Origin of the sequence: Pseudomonas sp. ML2-2023-3 (assembly GCF_037055275.1) — a bacterium.
Lineage (GTDB): Bacteria > Pseudomonadota > Gammaproteobacteria > Pseudomonadales > Pseudomonadaceae > Aquipseudomonas.
Window position 1 is genome coordinate 4,005,552 of the sequence record NZ_CP146343.1, and the last position, 16,584, is coordinate 4,022,135.

The window sequence follows — 16,584 nt, forward strand, 5'->3', positions numbered from 1 at the left end:
TCTTGCGACTCCGAACAACGTTTCCATCAAGGGCTCAGGTCAGCAGAGCCAGCACTTTCCCTGCGGATTGCCGCCACCCTCGCTTCCAGCTGCTCCCAGGCGGGCAGCTCGGTGCGTGTTCGGCGCAGATAGTCGGCAATCTTCGCGATTTCGCCATCGTTCAGCGCCTGCGAGAAAGCCGGCATGAGCACGTTGGGGATGCCTTCTTCCAGACCTATTCCAGCCATCACGATATGGATGAACGTGTCGGGGGTGGCCGCGGTGAGCGCACTGTTGAGGGCAAGCTCCGGTCGCACGCTGAGAGGCGTCGTTGCGCTGTTGTAGTGGCATGACCCGCAGGCTGCCCAGTACAGGACGGCTCCGGCGTCGGGTTCCAGGCGGCTGCCGAGAGCGGAGGTCGCCAGCGCTTTGGCCAGCGCTTCATCGCTGCCTGTCTTCAGTGCGGAGGAGCCGTTGAGGTCGGCAAAATAGACGGCTATTGCCTGGATATCGGCGTCGGGAAGCCTGCCCAGGTCGTGCACGACGTCCGACATCTTGCCCGCGGCAACGCCGTGCAGGGCAGTCGCTCCGCTGCGCAGGTAGGTGAACAGCTCGTCTTGGGTCCAGGGTAGCGGTGTGGTATTGGCAGCCGTCAGTGCCGGCGCGAACCAGCCTTCGATCATCGCGCCCGCGTAGCTGTCGTCAGCGGCTTTCTCGGCGCCCAGCACGTTGCGTGGCGTGTGGCAGGCGGCGCAATGGCTCAAGCCCTCGGCGAGATAGGCGCCGCGGTTCCATGCTTCGCTCTTGCCGGCGACCGGCCGATAGCGGCCCTGGTCCATAAACAGCAGCTTCCAGCCGGCTTGCAGGACGCGGATGTTGAAGGGGAACGGCAGGGTATTGCGCTGCGCCGGCGCGCTCACCGGCTCACGCGTCATGAGGAAGGCATAGAGTGCCCTTACATCCTCGTCGGCGACCTTGGTGAAGTGGTCGTAGGGGAATGCGGGATAAAGATGCGAACCATCGCGAGAGACGCCTTCGTGCATCGCACGCATGAATGCCGCCTCGGACCAGCGGCCGATTCCGCTATCCGGGTCGGGTGTGATGTTGGTCGAATAGATGACACCGAAGGGGGTAGGCATTCCATAGCCGCCGGCATAGGGCTGTCCGCCCTTCACCGTGTGGCAGGTCGCGCAGTAGCCTGCGCCGGCCAAGGCTTCACCCTTGGCAACCAGCTCGGCGGGGAAGCCCGCAACCGAGCCCGGAGCGATGGGGGCGATGGTCGGCCGCCAGACCAGGGCGAAAAACAACGCCGCACCCAGGACGACCAGAATTGCCAAGCCGATGTAGATCCGCTTAATCAAGACCGACCTCCTTAGCCCGGAGAGCTGATCTGGCTGAGTATAGCCGTGCTCGGCTCCTGTCCATTCAGGCTGACGTGTGGCAGCTAAATCTGAGGTTGGCACAGCGCGGTTAAATCATGAAACGAGCGCCGAATAGAGGCATATGCCGACTAGAAAAGCCGGAAAAGAGCTTGAGCCTGTCTCCGAAAACTCCTCCTGAATGACCATCAACACCATGCTGCCGGTCACAAAGGAGAGCAGAAATGTCACGATCGGTGGTGATATCACCGTCATCAGCCCAATGGCCCAGCCAAGAGGAATCGCTGCTGAGAGGACCCAGCGACCGGTACTGAGAAAAGAGCTCTTGTGCAGCTCCAACAAGCGGTGGTCGACGACGAGAAAGTGCATGGCGATCGAGTGGGTGAAGAGCTGTGTACAGAAGTAGCCAGACTATCCATTTACGTCGACCACTAAGCGGCCACGAAGCTTGCCATCGATGATCTTCTGCGCCGCCCCCACAACTTGGTCCAAGGGAATGGTTGCGGCGAGAGACGAAAGAGTCTCTCGGTTGAGATCGCGGTCCAGGCGTTTCCAGGCCGCGTCACGGAACTCGTGGGGGGCCATGACGCTATCAATTCCCGCAAGGGTGACGCCTCGTAGAATGAAGGGGGCGACACTGGCGGGAAACTCCATTCCTTGAACGAGTCCGCACGCGGTGACTATCCCCCGGTAGCGGGTCTGGGCGCAGGCGTTGGCCAGGGTATGCGAGCCGACCGCATCGATCACGGCTGTCCAGCGCTCCTTCTGGAGTGGCTTGCCGGGAGCAGCCAGTTCCTCGCGCTCGATAATGTCCGTGGCGCCCAACTGCTCGAGGTAGTAGCGCTCCTGAGGTTTCCCAGTGGCTGCAACCACACGGTAGCCTTGGGCCGCCAACAGCGCTATGGCGATCGAGCCGACACCGCCTGTTGCACCGGTAACCAATACTTCACCGTCCTCGGGTTGTACGCCATGCTTCTGCACGGCATCGACCGATAGCGCGGCTGTATATCCTGCCGTACCGATAGCCATGGCTGCCCAAGTGCTTAAACTGTCGGGGAGACGAATCAGCCAGTCGGCTGGTACTCGTGCACGCTGGGCCAGACAGCCCCAGTGGCGCTCGCCGGCGCCCCAGCCATTGAGTACGACGCGCTGACCGGATAGAAAGCGCGGGTCGTCGCTTTCCAGCACCAGGCCGGCGCCATCGATTCCGGGCACCATGGGCCATTGACGTACCACAGGCGAGTGATCTGTCAGGGCTAGCGCATCCTTGTAGTTGAGGGTCGAGTACTCAACGCTGATGAGCACTTCACTACCGGCCGGTAAGTCCTCATCCTCCAGCTCAGTCACACGAGCAGAGAACCCCTGCTGGTCCTTGTTAAGCAATACTGCCTTGAAACTCATGAGCAATCCCCACGGATAATGATTTGATGCCTCACCACGCCGGCTTATGCTGACATGACGAAGTCAGGTAGAACGAACTGACCGAGTTCCTCAATGACCTCACCTGCGGGGCGTTGGCCGTATTTCAAATTGATGATCACATGGTTAACGCCGATCTCCTGCAAGCTGTGCAGCAGCGGGATCAGGTGATGTCGCCCCAGTTGATAGCCCAGGTGGATCGGCCGAGGTGGTGTCTGCGGGTTATCTGTCAGGTCGATGTATAGCGACTGGGTGAAGGGTTTGAACAGTTCACCACATTCGGCACGAACCGCCTTGCGCCAGTCCTCGACAATCAGCTGCTGAGTCTTCGGTGCACGCGGATAGCTGATCCAGCCATGACTGCAGCGGGCGATCCACTCCAGCGTCTGGCGGCTATGGCCGGTGACGAAGAAAGGAATTTCCGCCGTCGTCGGCTTGGGAATCAGATCGGCCCCCTCAAGCGTGCCGCCGGACCAGGTCAAAGGCACGAAACTGCTGCGCTGAACCTCGCGAAATACCTTGAGGTATTCGCGGAACAGGCTGTCGCGTTGCTCCGGGTCGACACCGAATGCCGGAAACTCTACTGGACGGTCACCGGAAGCCACGCCGAGTAACAGGCGGCCACCGCTGAGCTGATCGACACTAGTTGCGGCCTTGGCGGTGTGTAGGGGATTGCGGATTGGCAGGATGACCGACGCGGTGCCCAGCGCAATCGAGCGAGTGTGTGCCGCCATAAAACCCAGGTAGACCCAGGGATCGAAGACCTGGCCCGAATCACCGAAGCTGGGGTCGCGTAACGGCACGTCGCGAAACCAGAGGGCAGAGAAACCCAGCTTCTCGGCGCGTTGGGCCAGGTTCACTTGGTCGAGCATACTCGGCGTATCGCCGGTAAAGGCTTCGAGGGGGAAGAAAAGACCTAGGCTCAGGCGGCCTTGGCGGTAGGTGTGCTGAAAGCCAGGTTGTTGCTGATAGGGAATGGAATTCGGAGTTAACATCTTCTCTCCTACATATTTCAAAATATAGATTTTGAAGGGCTGAAAAAACGCCTGCGAGCAGGCATCAAATCAGCGCTTTCAAGGCCACCTGGAACGCCGCGATGTTCTGCTCATGGCGTTTGTAATAAGTCCAGGGACCGATGCGTTGTGAGGTCACCAGTTGCGCCCGCTGCAAGGCAGCGAGATACAGCGAGACGGTCGACTGCGACAGGCCTACCCGATCCTGGATGATGCTCACGCAGACACCGACCTGCTCAGGATCCACCTCCTGCTCGGGGAAATGATGACGCGGATCCTTCAGCCAACTGAGGATGTTCAGGCGTGTTGGGTTGTCTAGCGCCTTCAGCGCTTCGCTTACGTCGATACTCATAGGTCACGCACGATAACTATTTTTTGCTATATTACGATATGCCCGCTCAACCGACAATGCGCCGGCCCCCGAACCGTATCGCTCGGGGGCCGGCACCTCGAGCGGACTATCCGCCATAGGTCGGATAGTCGGTGTAGCCGACAGCGGTTCCGCCGTACATGCTGGCCGGATCGACCGGGTTCAGCGGCCAGCCATTGGCAATCCGCTTGGGCAGGTCCGGGTTGGCGATGAACGGACGGCCGAAGGCGACCAGATCGCCCCAGCCCGCCTCGAGCACACGCTTGCCTCGCTCGGCGGTGTATTTGCCGGCATAGAGGATGCGCCCGCTGAAGACCTCGCGCACCGCGCTGCGGAAGCTTTCCGGCAGCTCCGGTGCGTTTTCCCAATCCGCCTCGGCCAGCGACAGGTAAGCGATGCCGACTTCTTCCAGCACCTTGACCGCTTCGACATAGGTCTCGTGTGGGTTTTCTTCGACCAGGCCGAGATATACGCGGGCCTCGTCGGTGCTGGCGAACAACGGGGCGAAACGCACGCCGAGCCGGTCTTTACCGACCACCGCGGCCACCGCCTGGGTCACCTCACGGAGGAAGCGCAGGCGATTTTGCAACGAGCTGCCGTACTCGTCGTCGCGCTGATTGCTGTGCGCGGAAATGAACTGGTTGATCAGATAACCGTTGGCGGAGTGGATTTCCACGCCGTCGAAACCGGCGTCGAGGGCGTTGCGAGCGGCCTGTGCATAGAGCTGTACCAGCTCCTTGACCTCGGCGGTGGTCAGTGCACGTGGCATCGAAGGCGGCGCCAGGGCGCCGGTGCCGGGACCTGTCTCGATGAATACGCTGACGCCCTCGGCCGGGATCGCCGATGGCGCCACCGGGGCTTCGCCATTGGGTTGCAACGAGGTGTGCGAGACCCGGCCGACATGCCAGAGCTGAGCGAAGATGGTGCCGCCCTCGGCGTGTACCGCATCGGTCACTTTGCGCCAGCCGAGGATCTGTTCGGCACTGTGGATGCCCGGGGTCCAGGCGTAGCCCTGGCCGCGCGGCTCGATCTGGGTGCCCTCGGTGACCATGAAGCCGGCACCGGTACGCTGGCGGTAGTAGGTCGCCATCAGGTCATTGGGAATGTTGCCTGGCTGCGAGCTACGCGAACGGGTCAGCGGCGGCAGGACGATGCGGTTTTTCAGGCTGTAGGGGCCCAGCGTGGTGCTTTCGAAAAGAATGGAATCTTTCATGTGTAACTACCTATATATTTGCGTTTGTAGATAAATAGATGCTAGTGCCTGGACAGGCACCTCTCGAGCGCTCCGTTTAGAACAGGCCGGTGGACGTCCAAGCCCAGTCGCGTCCCTGCCGCCGCAAAGCGGCAGGGACGCGACTGGAGCGCCTTGTTGGGTTTGCTTAGCCGGGTAGCTTGGCCGCCAGGACGTCAACCTTCTCGATTGACGGCGGTTTGGCAAACAGCTCGGCAGCCTTTGCCATAAGCGCCGCTGCGACCTTGCCCGAAAGATGAGCCTGCCGACCTGCTTCATCCGGGAAGGCGTCAAAGATGCCAAAGGTGGACGGCCCCAAGCGGATTCCGAACCACGCCGTAGTGGCTGGCTCTTCCTCCACTATTGGAAGGCCATCCAAGAGAAAGTTCTCTACCTCTTTCTCTTTCCCAGGCTTTGCTTCCAGACGAACGAACAACGCTACTTTGACCATGACGTACCTCCTGTTGTTACGACGACATCACCATGCGTGACGTATTCCAGTAAGCCCAACGCGATATTCGCCGATTTGCCGCCCAGCTCCAGCGTGGCGGGGATGAAGGGGCAGCGTCGAGTCATTTCCGCAGTCGCGGGAAAGGCGACTCTGCCCTCTCCTGGTCTTTCACGAACTGCCTCTACCGAGATACCGTGACGACGATCTTGCCGAACTGCTGGTTCGATTCCATGTAACGGTGCGCTTCGACGATCTGCTCGAAGGGGAAGGTCTTGGCAATGATCGGCTTCAGCTGTCCGGCCTCGAGGCCGCGCGTGATAAAGGCTTGCGCAGGCGCCAAGCGTTGCGGATCACCGGTCAGTTCGAACAGCGTGTAGCCGCGCACGCTCAGGGCCTTGTTCATCGCTACCAAGGCCGGGAACGGCGTCTCCTGACCGCTGAGATTGCCATAGATGAAAAGCAGGCCCTGCTGACTCATCGCTTGCGCCAGTGTTTCGACTTGCGGCCCCGCGACCGGGTCGAAGGCGATGCGCGCGCCGCGGCCGTCGGTGATCCGCATTACCTCCGCGACCAGGTCCTGCTCCTCGGTGGCGATCACATGCGCCGCCCCCGCCTCGCGTAGCGCCGCCTCCTTCGCGCGCGTCCGGGTCGTCGCGATCGGAATGGCGCCGACGCTGTTGGCGATCTGGATCGCGGCCAAGCCGACGCTGCTCGAAGCCGCCGTGATGATCACCGCATCACCGCGCTTGAGTTGGGCAATCTCGATCAGTGCGCCATAGGCGGTCAGATACTGCATCCAGATCGCCGCCCCCTTCACCGCGCCGACGCCCGCCGGCCGCTTCAGAACCCCCGTGGCCGGCACGATCGCCTGCTCGGCATAGACGCCAAACTTGTTCATGGAAAAAGCCGGAATCACGCTGACCGCTTCGCCAACCTCGAAGCCGTGAACGCCGCTGCCCAGCGCCTCGACGATGCCGGAAGCTTCGTAGCCGAGCCGGGCCGGCAGATGCGTCGGCTCCAGGTACACACCCGAGCGGAACATGGCTTCCGCGCGATTCAGGCCGATCGCCTCGACGCGGATGCGCAGCTCGCCGGAGCCCGGAGCGCCAACTTCGAGCTCTTCGATCTGCAAGACTTCGGGGCCGCCGATCTGATGAAAACGGACAACACGGGTCATTTTGGGTCTCCTTCTATTGAGGGATGGGAGCAGCGAGCCAGCCCTTGGCTGGCGCAGGTTAGCCGCCCCGCGCGTTACAACGTCGCTTCAGTCTGTGTGTCCGGTGCGTGGCTACTTCACGGACATGCAAATGCTATTCGCCATATATAGATTTGTAAATATGTAATTTTAATAATTTTATGCCCGTCCCTGCTCCCCCTATCTACGCTGCCTATGAACTCTCCCTGTCGAAAAAAATGCTGCCATCCGCTAAGTGCGCCACGGCGTGGTTCGCTCTTCGCCGGTCATCTGGGTCGCCTATGTAATCATGCCGTTATTTGCGCTCGCCAATGCCGGCGTAAGCCTTGATGGCGTCAATCTGGCCAATGAAGGCTCTTTGACGGTCATGCTCGGTGTGTCGTTGGCACTGCTCCTGGGCGCAAGAGCGCCAGCTATTCAGCCCAGCAGGTTTGCCTCACTCGGACGGCCGGGTACCTGGCAAACCTTCGGCTACTTTCATGCACGAAGGCAAACGCATGACAAACACCCACACTGACCACCACAGCCCGTGGTCTGTCTTTCTCATCTTTCTGCGCCTTGGACTGAGCTCCTTCGGCGGCCCCATCGTGCACTTAGGCTATTTCCGTGACGAGTTCGTCACACGACGGCGCTGGTTGTCCGAACGCAGTTATGCAGACTTGTTGGCACTGTGCCAATTCCTGCCAGGGCCTGCAAGCAGTCAGATTGGTATGGCCTTGGGTCTGTCCCGCTCGGGCTACGCTGGAGCCATGGCGGCTTGGGCAGGATTCACACTGCCCTCAGCCATTGCCCTGGTCCTGTTCGCGCTGGGTATATCTAACTAAGGCGATGCCGTCTCGTCGGGAGCGCTCCACGGCCTGAAAGTGGTGGCAGTACCTGTGGTTGCCCAAGCTGTATGGGGCACGCAACCTGTGCCCGGACGTATTGCGTGTCACCAGCATGGCGATTGCTGCCTGTGTCGTCCTACTTATGCCATCTGCGTGGGGGCAGGTCAGCATGATTGCTGCTGCTGCCATCGCTGGCCTGCTGCTGTTCAAGCCTACTCAGGACTGCGCACACGATCCGCTGCCGATCGCGGTAAGCCAGCGTGCCGGAGTGATCTGGCTAGCACTGTTCTGTACGTTGCTGATGGGGTTGCCTGTCTTGGCCCAACTGCTGCCGAGTCATGCCGTAGCAATGGTGGATGCCTTCTTCCGTAGCGGGTTACTGGTCTTCGGTGGCGGCCATGTCGTGCTGCCGCTGTTGCAAGCTGAGGTGGTGCCCTCCGGCTAGGTCAACAATGACGCGTTTCTTGCCGGATACGGTGCTGCGCAAGCGGTGCCCGTGAATCGCCCCTGATTTTCTAGACACTCTCCAAGCTCATTGCATAACGCCCATTCAAGATGCCAACGGCGGGTTCGGTGGCAACGTTCTGAGTTCCACAAGTTGGCTGTTTAACACCGCGTTGTCTTGGAGCAGACGTTGTTGCTCTCTGGCAAGTTCGGTCAACTGGGATTCTGCTTGGGTGAAACGGTCTGTCAGAAGACGCCGCTCCCGCTCGGCCACAGCCAACTTCGTCCGCGTATCAGCCAAGCACTGTTCGTCCTGGACATGCCGCTGCTCCAGTGCCTGATGGATCTGTTTCAGCTCGGCGAGTTGCCGTGCCAACTGCTCCTGTGCGCTGCGGCTGAGGATCAGCGACTCCTGGGACGTGCTCTGCAGTCGATCGTGGTCCTGCGCCCAGCGTTGTTCCTGTGCGTGCAGTTCGCCCAGGTGGGTTTGTTGTGCGAGCAGGCGCTGGCGGAGCTCTGTCAGCTCCTGTTCCAGGTGCTGCTGGCGTTGTTCCGCGGCCTGGCGCTCGTCGGCGCGCTGTTGCGCGACCGATGCCTGGTAATGCTCGAACTGCCCCTGCGCTTGCTGCAGGTGTTGGCTCAGTGTGGCTATTTCCGCGACGCGGTCGACCAGGCGCTGTTCGAGCCCGAGCTTTTCGCTGCCCAGACTGACCAAGGTGATTTCCTGCCGCTGCACGGTTTCTTCCAGCCCTTGGCTGCGTGCTTGGGCGGTGGCCAGCGCCTGACTTTGTTGCGCCTGTGCGTTGAGTAAAGCGTCCCGCTCGCTGAAAACCTGCTGCAACTGCTCCTGCAGCACGGCGGTGGCTTCGCGATGGGTCTGCTCCGACTGCTCGACTTGGAGGGTCGCCTGCGCCTGCACTGTTTCGTAGACCCCTTTCAACGCCAGGACCAGCTCGGCAGGCAGTCCAAGCTCCGCGTGCGCCACCGTGTCTTGGTGGGCTGCTTTCCAACGTTTTAACAGCGGCGCGATGGTGCTCTTGCTGCCGGTTCCGCCCAAGGCTCCGCGGACGCTGTCGATCGTTGGATTTTTGCCTTGAGCAACGAGTTGGGCGGCGGCGACGTGGACATACATGATCCCTGGGCGGGCCATAAGCACCTCGGATTTTTTCGTACCGTAGTATGGAAAACGTAATACTGCAGTTTAAGTACAGAATAGAACAGCCCGGCGAAACCCTCGGCGAACCGACGATAAGCGTGGTTATCGTGAGTTACTGGTTCACGATCGGCATCCGCTCCTGTAATCTGCGGTACACGCGGCCTAAACAGGCGTTTCTTGATGACTACAAGAAATAACGATGAAATAGCCACCCCGGTACTGCTCGACGAGCGAGCAGCCCTTGCGCGTACCAACGGTACGCTCGCTACCCCGGAGCAGTTGGCCCAGCGCTACCAGCGCTTTCTCGCGGCCGCCACCGCCGACAACACCCGCCGCACCTACCGCTCGGCCATTCGCCACTTTCAGGCCTAGGGCGGCGTGCTGCCGTGCGATGAAGCCACGGTGATTCGTTACCTGCTGACCTTCGCGGAAGCGTTGAACCCGCGCACTTTGTCCCTGCGCCTGACCGCACTGGGGCAATGGCACCGCTATCAGGGCTTTGCTGACCCGACCGCCAGCGCCACCGTACGCAAGACCTTGCGCGGTATCGAGCGAGTGCACGGGCGCCCGCGACAGAAAGCAAAAGCGCTGCTCTTGGAGGATTTGGAGCGCATCGTGGCGCACTTGAGCGTGACGGCAGGACTAGCTGCATTGCGTGACAGCGCACTGCTTCAGGTGGGTTATTTCGGCGCGTTCCGCCGTAACGAACTGGTGGCTCTTGAGGTTCGCTATCTGCAGTGGGAGCGGGAAGGTCTACGGATCACGCTGCCGCGCTCCAAGACCGACCAGGAGGGTCAGGGCTTGGACAAGGCGATCCCCTACGGCGACAACATCTGCTGCCCAGCCAAGGCTTTGCGGTGCTGGTTGGATACCGCTCAGATTGAGCAAGGCCCGCTGTTCCGCCGCATCAGCCGCTGGGGTGTAGTCGGGGCTGCTCCGCTGAACGTGGGTAGCGTCAACGCCATCCTGGCGGCTCGCGCCCAGGAAGCGCGTCTGTCGCATGCCCCAGAGATGAGCAGCCACAGCCTGCGCCGTGGCCTGGCAACCAGCGCCCATCGCGCCGGTGCTGACTTTCTCGAGATCAAGCGCCAGGGTGGCTGGCGGCATGACGGCACCGTGCAAGGCTATATCGAGGAGGCCGGCGCCTTCGAAGAAAACGCGGCAGGCTCGCTCTTACGGCGTCAGCAAGATCCATGAGTCGACCGGAAGAAACTGCCTATCCGCGTCTTAAAACCGAGTTCAGCCCACAGGAACTCGGCGCGATTTATACACCCGGCCCTCAGGAGAAAGTCTTGATCTTTGGCTGGTATCGGCAAGCCCCTACGCGCGTCTGCCTCCTGATCCAGCTGAAACTCCTGCAACGGCTCGGCTATTTCCTTCCACTCGCAGCCACGCCACCGGCAATCCTTGAACATATCTGCCGCCTTGCAGGATTGCGAGTTCCCGCCAAGGTCGCCCTGCAGCGTTACGACCAATCCGGCAGCAAACCACGCCACCAGCAGCGGCTTCGCGTGCATCTGGGCATTCAGGTGCTGGATGCCGAGGGCGATCAGTGGCAGGACGAGGTCGCTCATCAAGCCGCCACCTCGAAGCAGGAACTACCCGACATCATCAACATCCTCATTGAAGAGCTGGTTCGCCGCCGTTATGAACTCCCGGGTTTTACACGGCTCAGCCGTCTGGCCCAGCAGGCCCGTGCCAGCGTCAACGAGTCGATTTATCAGAGTGTCGCCAATGCATTGCCAGCCTCTGCCACGGCGCGACTGGATCAGCTATTGGAGCCCCAGGGGCGCAGTGCATGGGATGGCCTCAAGCGCGAACCGAAGCGTCCCGGCGCTCGTGAGGTTGCAAGCTTTCTCAAGCATATCAACGGACTGATCGAGCTGGCCGATGGACTTCCCTTGCTGACGAATATCGCGATCAGCAAGCGCACCCAGATGGTACTGGAAGCGCGAGCGCTCGATATCGCCGAAATGCGGGCGATGAAGGCCAACAAGCGCTACACCTTGGCCGTGCTCATGGTGCAGTCGCAACTGCAGAAGGCCATGGATGACGTGGCCGAAATCTTCATCAAGACCCTGCGCAGCCTGCACCGGATTGCCGAAGAACGCTTGCAGCAGTACCACCTGACCCATGTCCAGCAGGTGGATCGGCTGATCGGTCAATTCCGGGAGGTGCTCACCGTCCTACAAGCGCCTTTGCCGTCAGATGAGCGACTCGCACAGGTCGACGAAACCCTTGAGGGCGATCCTGCCTCCTGGATCGTCCAGTGCGATGAGCACATGGCCTTCGCCGGCAACAACTATTATCCGTTCATGTTGCAGCCATACCGCAGCAAGCGATCGTTACTGTTTCAGTGCCTGGACGTGCTCGCACTCAAGTCCAGCTCGCAGGACGACGCGCTGTTGCAGGCGGTTGACTGGCTGCAGCGGCATCGCAACAGCCACCGCGAATACCTCACGCTCGGCGCGGACGAGTTTGCCGAAATGGCGCTGGAGGGGCTGCCCGAAAAGTGGCGAAAACTGATCTTCGCCAAGGGCGACACCGCCAGCAGTGAGACCTTGATTCACCGTAAGTATTTTGAGCTCTGCATCTTCTCTCAGGTTATGCAGGAGTTGAAATCCGGCGACCTCTACGTTGAGCACAGTGATCAATACGACGATTACCGCGAACACCTGGTGAGCTGGGATGAGTATCAGGAGGAAGTGCTGCGCTACGGCGAACTGGTGGGCATGGACGTCAATCCGGCCGCGTTCACCCAAGGCCTGCGCAACCAGTTGAGCGCGCTCGCGCAAACGGTCGACGACCACTTTCCGGATAACGAGCATGTGGATTTGACTGAATCCGGGCTGCTGATTCGGCGAACCGAACGAAGGGAGCCGCCGCCCCAGCTGCCCATCATCGATCAAGCCATCACGGCAACCGCCGAACCCAAAAGCATCTTGGACGTACTGACTGAAACAGAGCGTTGGCTTGACCTGCACCGCCTGTTTGGCCCGCTTTCTGGCTTCGAGGCCAAGCTCGATGAGCCACGTAAGCGTTTCATCACCACACTGTTCTGCTATGGCTGCAACCTAGGCGCATCCCAAACCGCGCGTTCGGTTAAAGGTTTCAGTCGCAAACAAGTGGCCTGGCTTAATCTCAAACACGTCACCGAAGAGCGGCTTGACAAGGCCATCGTGGCGGCTATCAACGCCTACAACCGCTTTGCCTTGCCGCGATATTGGGGGAGCGGAAAGGCCGCCTCCGCGGACGGCACCAAGTGGAATGTCTACGAACAGAATCTGCTTTCCGAGTACCACATCCGCTACGGTGGTTACGGCGGTATCGGCTACTACCATGTTTCCGACATGTATATCGCCCTGTTCAGCCGCTTCATTCCCTGCGGGGTCTACGAGGCGGTTTACATCCTGGATGGCCTGGTCAAAAACGACTCGGATATTCAGCCGGACACCGTGCATGGTGATACCCAGGCCCAGAATGCCCCTGTGTTTGGTCTAGCGCATCTGCTCGGTATCCAGCTGATGCCGAGAATTCGCAATATCAAGGAGCTCGTTTTCTTCAAACCGGAGAAGGGAAGCCACTATCGCCATATCAACAGCCTGTTCAGAGCCTCCATCGACTGGGCGCTGATTGAGCGCCACGTTCCAGACATGCTTCGAGTAGCCATCTCGATCAAAGCCGGCAAGATCACACCTTCAATGATCCTGCGCCGACTGGGGACCTACAGCCGGAAAAACAAGCTGTACATCGCCTTCCGCGAGCTCGGCCGCGTGGTGCGTACGATGTTCCTGCTGAATTACATCAACGATATCGAACTCCGCCGGAACATCCACGCAGCCACCAACAAGAGCGAAGAGTTCAACAACTTCACTAAGTGGCTGTTCTTCGGCGGAGAGGGCATCATTGCCGAGAACGTGCGGCATGAGCAGCGCAAAGTCATCAAGTACAACCACCTAGTGGCGAATCTGGTGATCCTGCACAACGCGCAGGAAATGTCAAGGGTGCTCAAGGATCTGCAGCGGCAGGGACACCCAGTGGATGAGGCGGTGCTCAAGGCGCTGTCGCCGTATCGGACGAGTCATATCAATCGTTTCGGCGACTACACCCTGGACCTCGATCGGAAGATCAAACCGATTGACTACAAGATTCAGTTTTAGCTTTTAAATCATAAGCTTAATTGCATTTTGGCGAATTTGGTGCGAATCCCGGCCAACCCTCTTGTCGATAAGAACGTTCAAGGCAGTCGACGGCGCATCTGGATTGACGCTCAAACTGCATGTTCCACACCCTCGAGGAACTAAATGCCTGGCTGGGCCAACGCTGTCGTGCGTGCGCTCTGGAGCGAGCTGCTACACCCCTAGTGCAACGGGCTGACGGTGGCGGACGTTTTGGAGCTGGAGCGGGTCGAAATGGATGCCGACCACCTTTGATGGCTACGTCGAGCACACCGTAAGGGTCTCCAGCACCTGCCTGATCTGCGTGGCACGAAATCGCGATTCGGTGCCGTGTGAGCGAGTCGGCCAGTGGGTCAGCAGCCGTCTATATCCCTCCCGGATCAGGGTCATCGCCGATGACACGATGATTGCCAGCCACGAGTGCCTATTTGATCGAGATCAGGTCAGTTTTGACTGGCAGCATTACATCCCACTCATCGAACGCAAACCCAGTGCACTGTGCAATGGCACGCCGTTTGCTGATCTGCCCACTCCGTTGCGGCTTCTCAAGCGGGGCCTGAGACATCACAGCAACGGTGATCAAATTATGACGTAGGTATTGGCTGCTGTGCCCATCGCTGGTCTCGACCCGGTGCTGGTAGCGGTAGAACTGGTGCTTGAGTCGGGACCTTCGGTCCCCCTGTGTGAAGCGCTGAGCGCGGCACGCGCGAAATCGATTGGCGCTTGCGAGGATTGTCTGGCGCCCTGAGTGCCGATCACATCCTAAATGTTCTCGCCCGACTCACCGCCACTGCACCGCCGCTCTCCGTAGAAACCAGCCTACAACTTAAGGTGGCACCCGTTGCCAACACGGCCCGATATTACCAACTCCGTACAACAGATGAGGAGAGCCGCCTGCCGGACTTGGAAATCAGGAATGACATCCTTTGACAGCCTCATCAACGCTGGGACAGGTTTATTCTTGCCTGCTGGATGTCGACAGTTCGCATGCTGAAGATTCCAGACTGAATGGGATTAGACCAGTCAATGGTAAGCTTTTCACAGGCTCGCCCCCCCTATCAACAGTGACTTCCGGATGAATGGTATTCTCTCGGCCGGCTATGTCACTGTTACGACGATACGCCAGGACGGTTCGCGGCAAGTGTTTAACTATGCAGACAGCCGGCTTTCTGGAAACCACCAGCGAAATTCCGGAGCCGCATGGGTTCAAAAGTAGCCGTTGCTCTGCCATCTAGTGAACGGACCGTCGAATTCACGGAGCATGCTCACAACAACCTTGAAGTGGATAGCCGTGACCACAACATGCGAGCTGCTTATATTCACATTATTGGGAACACGGCCGTGTCGGTGAGGACCATCATCGGCTGGCTGTTGGCATAGGCGCTTGGCTGGCTGTGGATGGCCCAGCGGTTCGAACATCTGCGCCACGTCGCCATAATCCGGATCGTAGAAAAGAATGTCACGCATCCAGAGCGCACCAAAGTCCAGCGCTTCGACGCGTTGCGCCATCTCGAAATGACCGCGCATGGTCGGGGCCGCTCGGCCGGGATGGGTTTCCAGCGGCAAAATCGGACCGATAGTGAGTGCTTCTGGTTGAAACAGGCGTTGAAAAACGGGATGACGCTCCTGGGAAGGATGAGGAGTCGGCTACATCTGTGGTAAAAAGGGCGTCGACAAAGCGATCGGTAAACCACAACTCCACGTGCAGCTCAGGCCACTGCTTCAGATAGGCATCAAGGATCGGCAGGACATGGCGCTGACCAAAGGACAGCGGGACCGTGAGTTTAAAGGTACCGGTCGGCCGCCCACGGCCCGGACCATGGTCACCTCGACCTCATCAAGATCCTCGATAATCTGCCGCCAGCGCTCATACGCAATCTGCCCCTCGTTTGTCAGGCTCAGTTTGCGCGTCGTGCGATTGAGCAACCGTGCGCCCATCCGGTCCTCCAAGCGAACAATGCGGGTCCATGCCCAGTGTAATCGCCGCGGCGGTAAAGCTTCCCGCCTTCACGGTAAAAACAAACGGGTTGATATCACCGATATTGGTTGGCTTGCGTGGAAGTTTGGCTCCAGGCCAGACATTCGAAGTATTCAATAGTGCTAAAGCTTAGTCGCTCGCGCCCGTGCCTTTGCGCAAGGGCACAAACGGCACAGGTTAACTATCAGAAGTCTTGCGCCGTCGGACGCAGAACAATCTCGTTGATATCGACATCGGCAGGTTGCTCGATCGCGTAAGCGATGGCCCGTGCAACCGAATCAGCCGGGATGGCCTTCTTGTAAAACTCGCCAACGACCTCGGCGCTCGGCTGGTGCCCGCTGCCGAACTTGAGCTCGGAATCCACCGCGCCCGGCTCGATGGTCGTCGTGCGAATATTCCCGCCGACTTCATGACGCAGGCCATCGGAAATAGCGCGCACCGCAAATTTGGTACCGCTGTACACCGATCCACCGGGGCTGAACACCTTGATGCCGGCAACCGACGAGATGTTGATGAAGTGACCGCTGGCCTGTTGTTCGAAAAGCGGCAACGCGGCCGCGATGCCATACAACACGCCCTTGATGTTGATGTCGATCATGCGATCCCACTCTTCGACGCGCAGCTGCGAAATCGGAGAGATCGCCATCAGCCCTGCATTGTTAATCATCACATCGATGCGACCGAATGCCTCGACAGCCTTGGCGACCAGCGCAGACAAGTCCTCTTTGTTTGTGACATCGATCGGATGGGCAATCGCCTTGCCGCCTGCTGCGGCGATCTCCCGGACAATCGCGTCCAGACGATCCTGGCGACGGGCGCCAAGCACTACATGGGCGCCGAGCGCTGCCAGATGACGCGCCGTTGCTTCGCCCAGACCGCTACTCGCACCGGTGATAACGACCACTTTACCCTGGATGTTTTTACTCATGTTCAGCGCACCTGTTGAGACCTGTTTGGGTTGATG

14 protein-coding genes and 4 pseudogenes are annotated in these 16,584 nt (G+C 59.7%); 6 read left to right on the forward strand and 12 right to left on the reverse strand.

Features of this window, described 5'->3' with window-relative positions:
* Positions 1 to 26 precede the first annotated feature (26 nt).
* From V6P94_RS18350 to V6P94_RS18385, 8 genes are all read right to left on the reverse strand, one after another.
* Positions 27 to 1,340: a cytochrome c gene (locus V6P94_RS18350; RefSeq protein WP_200656946.1), complete on the reverse strand. Its 1,314-nt coding sequence runs from the start codon at positions 1,338 to 1,340 to the stop codon at positions 27 to 29.
* 114 nt (positions 1,341 to 1,454) lie between these two features.
* Positions 1,455 to 1,727, reverse strand: a complete 273-nt coding sequence (locus V6P94_RS18355; RefSeq protein ID WP_338648083.1) for a hypothetical protein — start codon at positions 1,725 to 1,727, stop codon at positions 1,455 to 1,457.
* A 42-nt stretch (positions 1,728 to 1,769) separates the two neighbouring features.
* Positions 1,770 to 2,759 (reverse strand): MDR family oxidoreductase, encoded by a 990-nt coding sequence (locus tag V6P94_RS18360; RefSeq protein ID WP_044275555.1) that lies wholly within the window; start codon positions 2,757 to 2,759, stop codon positions 1,770 to 1,772.
* Positions 2,760 to 2,803: 44 nt separating this feature from the next.
* On the reverse strand, positions 2,804 to 3,772 hold the full coding sequence (locus tag V6P94_RS18365) for an LLM class oxidoreductase (protein WP_044275553.1): 969 nt from the start codon (positions 3,770 to 3,772) through the stop codon (positions 2,804 to 2,806).
* A gap of 64 nt (positions 3,773 to 3,836) precedes the next feature.
* A complete protein-coding gene (locus V6P94_RS18370; protein WP_017735055.1) occupies positions 3,837 to 4,142 on the reverse strand; it encodes a helix-turn-helix transcriptional regulator in 306 nt (101 codons plus the stop codon).
* Between the two features lie 106 nt (positions 4,143 to 4,248).
* A complete protein-coding gene (locus V6P94_RS18375) occupies positions 4,249 to 5,373 on the reverse strand; it encodes an alkene reductase (protein WP_032902060.1) in 1,125 nt (374 codons plus the stop codon).
* Positions 5,374 to 5,539: 166 nt separating this feature from the next.
* On the reverse strand, positions 5,540 to 5,842 hold the full coding sequence (locus V6P94_RS18380) for a putative quinol monooxygenase (protein WP_032902063.1): 303 nt from the start codon (positions 5,840 to 5,842) through the stop codon (positions 5,540 to 5,542).
* A 181-nt stretch (positions 5,843 to 6,023) separates the two neighbouring features.
* Positions 6,024 to 7,019 (reverse strand): zinc-dependent alcohol dehydrogenase family protein, encoded by a 996-nt coding sequence (locus tag V6P94_RS18385; RefSeq protein ID WP_032902064.1) that lies wholly within the window; start codon positions 7,017 to 7,019, stop codon positions 6,024 to 6,026.
* Positions 7,020 to 7,308: 289 nt separating this feature from the next.
* Between V6P94_RS18385 and V6P94_RS18390 the strand changes: the two are divergent.
* Positions 7,309 to 7,437, forward strand: a pseudogene (locus tag V6P94_RS18390) (Na+/H+ antiporter NhaA); the annotation flags it as partial.
* 97 nt (positions 7,438 to 7,534) lie between these two features.
* Positions 7,535 to 8,306: pseudogene (gene chrA, locus V6P94_RS18395) on the forward strand (chromate efflux transporter); the annotation flags it as partial.
* A gap of 108 nt (positions 8,307 to 8,414) precedes the next feature.
* Here chrA and V6P94_RS18400 read toward each other — a convergent pair.
* Positions 8,415 to 9,458: a DNA-binding protein gene (locus V6P94_RS18400; RefSeq protein WP_338648092.1), complete on the reverse strand. Its 1,044-nt coding sequence runs from the start codon at positions 9,456 to 9,458 to the stop codon at positions 8,415 to 8,417.
* A gap of 186 nt (positions 9,459 to 9,644) precedes the next feature.
* Between V6P94_RS18400 and V6P94_RS18405 the strand changes: the two genes are divergently transcribed.
* From V6P94_RS18405 to V6P94_RS18420, 4 genes and pseudogenes are all read left to right on the forward strand, one after another.
* Positions 9,645 to 9,836 carry a hypothetical protein gene (locus V6P94_RS18405; RefSeq protein WP_338648094.1) on the forward strand — a complete coding sequence of 64 codons (192 nt, stop codon included), beginning with the start codon at positions 9,645 to 9,647 and terminating at the stop codon, positions 9,834 to 9,836.
* Positions 9,837 to 9,842: 6 nt separating this feature from the next.
* Positions 9,843 to 10,661, forward strand: coding sequence for a tyrosine-type recombinase/integrase (locus V6P94_RS18410; protein ID WP_338648096.1), 819 nt, complete (start codon positions 9,843 to 9,845; stop codon positions 10,659 to 10,661).
* Positions 10,658 to 13,624, forward strand: coding sequence for a Tn3 family transposase (locus V6P94_RS18415; protein ID WP_338648098.1), 2,967 nt, complete (start codon positions 10,658 to 10,660; stop codon positions 13,622 to 13,624). The genes V6P94_RS18410 and V6P94_RS18415 overlap by 4 nt, the downstream gene beginning before the upstream one ends.
* Positions 13,625 to 13,684: 60 nt before the next feature.
* Positions 13,685 to 14,572 (forward strand): annotated as a pseudogene (locus tag V6P94_RS18420) (Mu transposase domain-containing protein); the annotation flags it as partial.
* Between the two features lie 276 nt (positions 14,573 to 14,848).
* On the opposite strand, the gene V6P94_RS18425 reads toward V6P94_RS18420, so the two are convergent.
* The 3 genes and pseudogenes from V6P94_RS18425 to V6P94_RS18435 form a co-directional block, all read right to left on the reverse strand.
* Positions 14,849 to 15,169, reverse strand: a complete 321-nt coding sequence (locus V6P94_RS18425; protein ID WP_017737775.1) for a hypothetical protein — start codon at positions 15,167 to 15,169, stop codon at positions 14,849 to 14,851.
* Between the two features lie 76 nt (positions 15,170 to 15,245).
* Positions 15,246 to 15,737, reverse strand: a pseudogene (locus V6P94_RS18430) (LysR family transcriptional regulator); the annotation flags it as partial.
* A gap of 67 nt (positions 15,738 to 15,804) precedes the next feature.
* Positions 15,805 to 16,548 (reverse strand): SDR family oxidoreductase, encoded by a 744-nt coding sequence (locus tag V6P94_RS18435; protein WP_017737776.1) that lies wholly within the window; start codon positions 16,546 to 16,548, stop codon positions 15,805 to 15,807.
* Positions 16,549 to 16,584 lie beyond the last annotated feature (36 nt).